General features: G+C 74.3%; 4 protein-coding genes and 2 pseudogenes. 2 read left to right on the plus strand and 4 right to left on the minus strand.

Annotated features, from left to right (window positions below):
• Window positions 1-296 precede the first annotated feature (296 nt).
• On the minus strand, window positions 297-1,067 hold the full coding sequence (locus EAD98_RS01205) for a DUF5995 family protein (RefSeq protein WP_121652244.1): 771 nt from the start codon (window positions 1,065-1,067) through the stop codon (window positions 297-299).
• A 134-nt stretch (window positions 1,068-1,201) separates the two neighbouring features.
• Window positions 1,202-2,566 (minus strand): annotated as a pseudogene (locus EAD98_RS31160) (LuxR C-terminal-related transcriptional regulator); the annotation flags it as partial.
• Between EAD98_RS31160 and EAD98_RS01215 the strand changes: the two are divergent.
• Both EAD98_RS01215 and EAD98_RS01220 read left to right on the plus strand, forming a co-directional pair.
• Window positions 2,547-3,029 (plus strand): annotated as a pseudogene (locus EAD98_RS01215) (TSUP family transporter); the annotation flags it as partial. The pseudogenes EAD98_RS31160 and EAD98_RS01215 sit on opposite strands and share 20 nt — an antisense overlap.
• 10 nt (window positions 3,030-3,039) lie before the next feature.
• Window positions 3,040-3,810 (plus strand): GNAT family N-acetyltransferase, encoded by a 771-nt coding sequence (locus tag EAD98_RS01220; RefSeq protein ID WP_121652245.1) that lies wholly within the window; start codon window positions 3,040-3,042, stop codon window positions 3,808-3,810.
• A 4-nt stretch (window positions 3,811-3,814) separates the two neighbouring features.
• Here EAD98_RS01220 and def read toward each other — a convergent pair whose 3' ends face one another.
• Window positions 3,815-4,324, minus strand: a complete 510-nt coding sequence (gene def / locus EAD98_RS01225) for a peptide deformylase (RefSeq protein WP_121652246.1) — start codon at window positions 4,322-4,324, stop codon at window positions 3,815-3,817.
• Window positions 4,325-4,355: 31 nt separating this feature from the next.
• On the minus strand, window positions 4,356-5,243 hold an 888-nt coding region (locus EAD98_RS01230; protein WP_121652247.1), incomplete at its 5' end, for a chorismate-binding protein.

Below are 5,243 nucleotides of genomic sequence, written 5' to 3' on the forward strand. Positions count from 1 at the left end.
GGACGGTCATGGCGCGGGCGTACCCCGTACCGGCCCGGCGACACCCCCCGTCCGGTCGGATCTCGCGCCACCGGCGGCGAGGCCCACTCCCCGCCGGCTCCCCCGCCGCCGGCCGACACCCCCCGGGCCGGCCGACGACGGCAGTCGGTCGACACCCCCCGGGGTCGGCCGGCTGTCACCCGGAGCCGACCGGATCCCCAGGCGGCGTCGCGGGGTGCAGGGAGCTGGCGGGGCGGGACGCGTCCCCGCGCTCCGCCGCCCCCCATCGGGCGGAGCGCGGGGACCCCCCGTCCCGGCTACTGCAGGAACGCCCCCAGGGGCGAGAGCAGCAACCGGCCGAGCGCCGCGGCGTTGTCGTCCAACCGCGTGCGCTCACACTCGCGGGCGTCCGGATCGTGCCGGCACCGCCAGATCTTCTGCGCGTTGCGCCAGGCGACATCGCGGGTGTACTCGACCAGTTCCCCCTGGTACCAGTCGTCGATGTCGCCGTTGAGCATGTCGATGAGCAGCTGCCACCGCTCCAGGTAACCCCGACGGAGGCCGGGGATCTTGTCCGCGAAGATGTTGTTGATCTCCAGGTAGTCGTGGTGCTGGTCGCTGCCGTCGACCGGCTCCGACTCCAGGTGGTCGAACGTGGTGACCAGCGCGAACGGCAGGTCGAAGTTGATGTGCGCGTTGACCCCGGCGGCCGCCGACGGCAGCGGCCGGGCGTCCGGCCCGCGCATCCGCTCGAACAGGCACGACCACGCCTTCGGGGTGCCCGGGCTGGAGTCGGTCCACAGTCGCATCGCGTCGAAATACCGCGCGGCGAACTCGACGTCCAGCCGGGACAGGAACACCGGGTCGACGAAGCGGTCGTCGTACAGCCCGTCGAGGACGCTGCTGGTGATGGTCAGGTAGAGCTTGTTGAAGTCGGCCAACGGGCAGCTCTCCTCCAACGGAGGCAGCCGGACCAGCATGTCCTGGAGCTTGGTGAGGTGGTCGACGACGGCCGGCACGTCCGCCGGATGGTCGGCGAGCAGGTCGACGATGTCCCGGTGCACGGGCCCCCAGACCGGTTCGGTCATCTCTCCTCCATGGGTGGTCCGCGGCACCCCCGTGCCGCCGTCGACGGTGCTCAGCCTTTCAGCCGACACCGACCGCCGGATCAGTAGAACGACGTATCCGGGCGCGCACAGGCGCCGGCTGACCGACCGGTCGGTCAGCCGCGCCGGTTGCGCAACTGGATGGCGCTGGCCTGAACGCGGGTACGGACCTGGAGCTTGTCGAAGATGTGCGACACGTGCACGCCGATCGTCCGCTCGCTGATGAACAGCCGCTGCCCGATCTCCTTGTTGGTCAGTCCCTCGGCGACCAGCGCGAGCACCTCCCGCTCCCGCGCGGTGAGCGTCGCCAACTCGTCGTCGGCCGGCTCGGTCGGAGTCGCGCCCCGCAGACGGTCGGTGGCCTCGCGCTCCTCCAGCGACACCCGGGCCCGCCCGGCCAGCTCCCGGATCTCCGAGGTCAACGGCACCGCGCCCAGCCCCTGCGCCACCCGGTACGCCTCGCGCAGCAGCTTGGCGGCGGTGGCCACCCGGCTGCGCCGGGCCAGCAGCGCCTCGGCCTGCCGCAACCGCGAGTACGCCGCCGGGTAGGGGTGGTTGCGTCGCTCCCATTCGGCGACCGAGTTGGCCCACAGCTCCGGGTCGCTGCCGTCGAGCCGACTCACCTCGGCGGCGCAGAGCGCCAGGAAGCCGTCCACCACCGAACGGACCGGACGTGCCGCGGACGCGCTTTTGCGCGCGACCCGCTCGGCCACGTCCCGCAGCCGCCGCACCGCCGTCGGGTCGACGGCCACCGTACGGCTGGCGTGCGCCTCCGCCTCGGCGCGCAGGCCGTGCCAGACCAGCGCGGACAGGATGGTCACGTCGTCGGAGCGGCTTTCGGTCAGGCCGCGCTGCACCGCCTGCCGCGCCACGTCGTGCCGGCCCTCCCACATGGCCAGCCCGGCGCGCAGGGTGAGCAGCGGGATGACGTGCCGGGCACCGCCGCCGGCGAGCACCGTGGCCACGGCGTCGAGGTCCCGGTCGGCGGCCTCGATGTCGCCGTAGCCCACCGAGAGCCGGCACCGGGCCAGCAGCAGCTCGACGGCGTCCGCTCCGGACGGGCGGTGCCGCAGCGCGGCGGCGACCACCTTCTCCGCCTCGGCCCACTGGCCCACGCGGAACAGCCCGTTGGTGGCGATGGCCAGCAGCCGGGTCTCCCAGGTGCGGCCCAGCCCCAGCTCGGCCACCCGCTCGGCGCCCCGGCGGGCCACCACCACCCCCTCTTCGAGGATGTTCAGCGGGCCGGTCAGCAGCTCGGCCAGGTGCAGGTACGCGCAGGCCACGTCCTCCGGCCGGCCGGCGCGCTCGGCGGTGTCGAGCGCCTGGCGCATCACCGCCAGTCCGGCGTCCGGGTCTTCCAGGTAGGCCTCGCTGAAGCCGAGCGCGGAGCTGGCCAGCACCACCTCGGTGGTGGATCCCTCCACCGTGGCGGCCAGCGCCAGCGCCTCCCGGGCCCGCCGGCCGGCGTCGGCGTACCGGCCGGTGGTGCTGGTGGTGCTGCTGTCGGTGGCGGTGTTCGTGCTGTTGCGGCCCCGGCTGGGGGTGGTGGCGATGCCGCAGCGGCGCACGCCGGCGCGGGTGGCGGCGGCGATCGCGCTGGCGGGTATCGGCATCGCCCTGTACGACGGGTTGATCGGTCCGGGTACGGGCACGTTCCTGGTGTTGGCGTTCACCGCTCTGGTGGGTGCGGATTTCGTGCACGGCTCGGCGATGGCCAAGGTCGTCAACGCGGGCACGAACCTCGGCGCGTTGGTGGTGTTCGGGGTGACCGGGCACGTGTGGTGGCTGCTGGGCGCGGGGATGGCGGTGTGCAACATCGCCGGCGCGGTGCTGGGTGCGCGGATGGCGTTGCGGCGCGGGTCGGGGTTCGTGCGGGTGGTGTTGCTGGTGGTGGTGGTGGCGTTGGTCGCGAAGCTCGGCCACGACCAGTGGCTGGCCCGGTGAGCCGGCGCTGATGCCGGTGCGCGCGGAGCACGACCGGGCCGTCCTGGCGGAGCTGCTGGGGCGTGATCCGATGCTGCACGCCTACCAGTTGGGCGACCTGGACGACTTCTTCTGGCCGTACACCTCGTGGTTCCGTCGGGGTGAGCAGGTCGCGTTGCTGTATCACGGGGTGGACCCGCCGACGTTGCTGGCGTTCGCGGCGCCGGCGGACACCGCGGCGTTGGCGGGGTTGCTGGCGGAGGTGGCGCCGGTGCTGCCCGCCCGGTTGTACGCGCACCTGTCCCCCGGGCTGGCCGACGCCCTGGCCGGGTCGTTCCGGCTCGACGCCGGTGGCCGGCACCACCGGATGGCGTTGACCGATCCGGCCCGTCTCGCGCGGGTGCGTCCGGCGGGTGTGGTGCTCGGCGGGGCGGACCTGCCGGCGCTGCGCCGGCTGTACGTGCGGGCGTACCCGGAGAACTGGTTCGACCCGCGGATGCTGGACACCGGCCAGTACGTGGGGGTGCGCGACGGCGGTGAGCTGCGGGCGGTGGCCGGGGTGCACGTGTGGTCGCCGGCCTACCGGGTGGCGGCGTTGGGCAACGTGGCGACCGATCCGCGCTGGCGGGGGCGGGGTGTGGGCGCGGCGGTGGTGGCGGCGTTGTGCGCCCGGCTGCGCGCGAGCGTCGAGCACGTGACGTTGAACGTGAAGGCGGACAACGCGGTGGCGGTGCGGCTGTACGAGCGGGTGGGTTTCACCCGGGTCGCCGACTACGACGAGTGGACGTTGACCGCCCGGTGACCGGTCAGCGGCGGCGGCTGGGTGAGTCGAAGCGGCCGGCGCGGATCTCGCGCAGGGCGCGGCGGCGGATGTCTCCGCGCAGGGTGTCGACGTAGAGCGTGCCGCGCAGGTGGTCGGCCTCGTGCTGCAGGGCGCGGGCGAGAAAGCCGCTGCCGGCGATGGTCAGCGGTTCGCCGTGCTGGTCGACGCCGTGGGCGGTGGCGTGCATGGCCCGCTGGGTCGGGAAGTACAGGCCGGGGATGGACAGGCAGCCCTCCTCGTCGTCCTGGAGTTCCTCGGACAGCTCCAGCCTGGGGTTGATCAGGTGGCCGCGGTGCCCGTCGGCGTCGTAGACGAACACCTGGGCGCTGACCCCGATCTGCGGTGCGGCGACGCCGGCGCGGCCGGGCGCGCCGAGCAGGGTGTCCATCAGGTCGGTGACCAGGGCGCGCAGTTCGGCGTCGAAGGTGGTGACGGGCTCGGCCGGGGTGCGCAGGACAGGGTCGCCGATGATCCGGATGGGCCGCATGGTCATGCGGGTCAGCGTATCGCCGGTGGCGGCGGGTTCAGCGTCCGGCCAGGGTGGCGCGGATCGGGGCGGTCTTGGCGGCGGCTTCGGCGACCTCGGCGGTGGGGTCGCTGTCCCAGGTGATGCCGCCGCCGGCCCAGGTGTGCATCCTCTCGCCGTCGGCGGCGGCGGTGCGGATGGTCAGGCCGAGGTCGATCCGGCCGGGGGCGACCCAGCCCAGGGCGCCCATGCTGGCGCCCCGGCCGACGGGTTCCAGGGCGTCGATCTGGGTCAGGGCGGCGAGTTTCGGCGCGCCGGTGACCGAGCCGCCGGGGCAGGTGGCGCGCAGCAGGTCGGCCAGGCCGAGGCCGTCGGCGATAGTGGCGCGCACGGTGGACTCGGCCTGCCACAGGTCGCACCAGCGGCGTACGGCGAACAGGTCGTCGACGCGGACGGTGCCGGTGCGGGCGATGCGGGCCAGGTCGTTGCGTTCCAGGTCGACGATCATGATGTGTTCGGCGCGTTCCTTCGCGCTGGCGAGCAGTTCGGCGCGGCCGACGGCGGTGGCCGGGCGGGTGCCTTTGATGGGTCTGGTGGTCAGCTGCCCGCCGGTGACCTCGACGAGGGTCTCCGGGGAGGCGCAGCCGATCGCCCAGCCGTCGCCGGTGAGCACGCCGCCGTAGCGGGCGCCGGGCAGCGCGCCGAGGCGGCTCAGGGCGGGCAGCGGGTCGCCGGTGTAGCGGGCGGCGGCGTGGCCAACGAGGTTGGTCTGGTAGACGTCGCCGCGGCCGATGGCGGCGCGCACCGCGTCGACGGCGTCGGCGTGCTGGCGGGGGGTCCAGCTCTCGGTCCACTCGCCGAGCCACCAGGGCGCCGGTGGGCCGGGCGGCGCGGCCGGGGCGGCGCCGTGGTCGTAGACGACGACGGCGAGGTCGGGAAGGGCGGG

It is taken from the genome of Micromonospora sp. CV4 (assembly GCF_003667455.1).
Lineage (GTDB): Bacteria > Actinomycetota > Actinomycetes > Mycobacteriales > Micromonosporaceae > Micromonospora.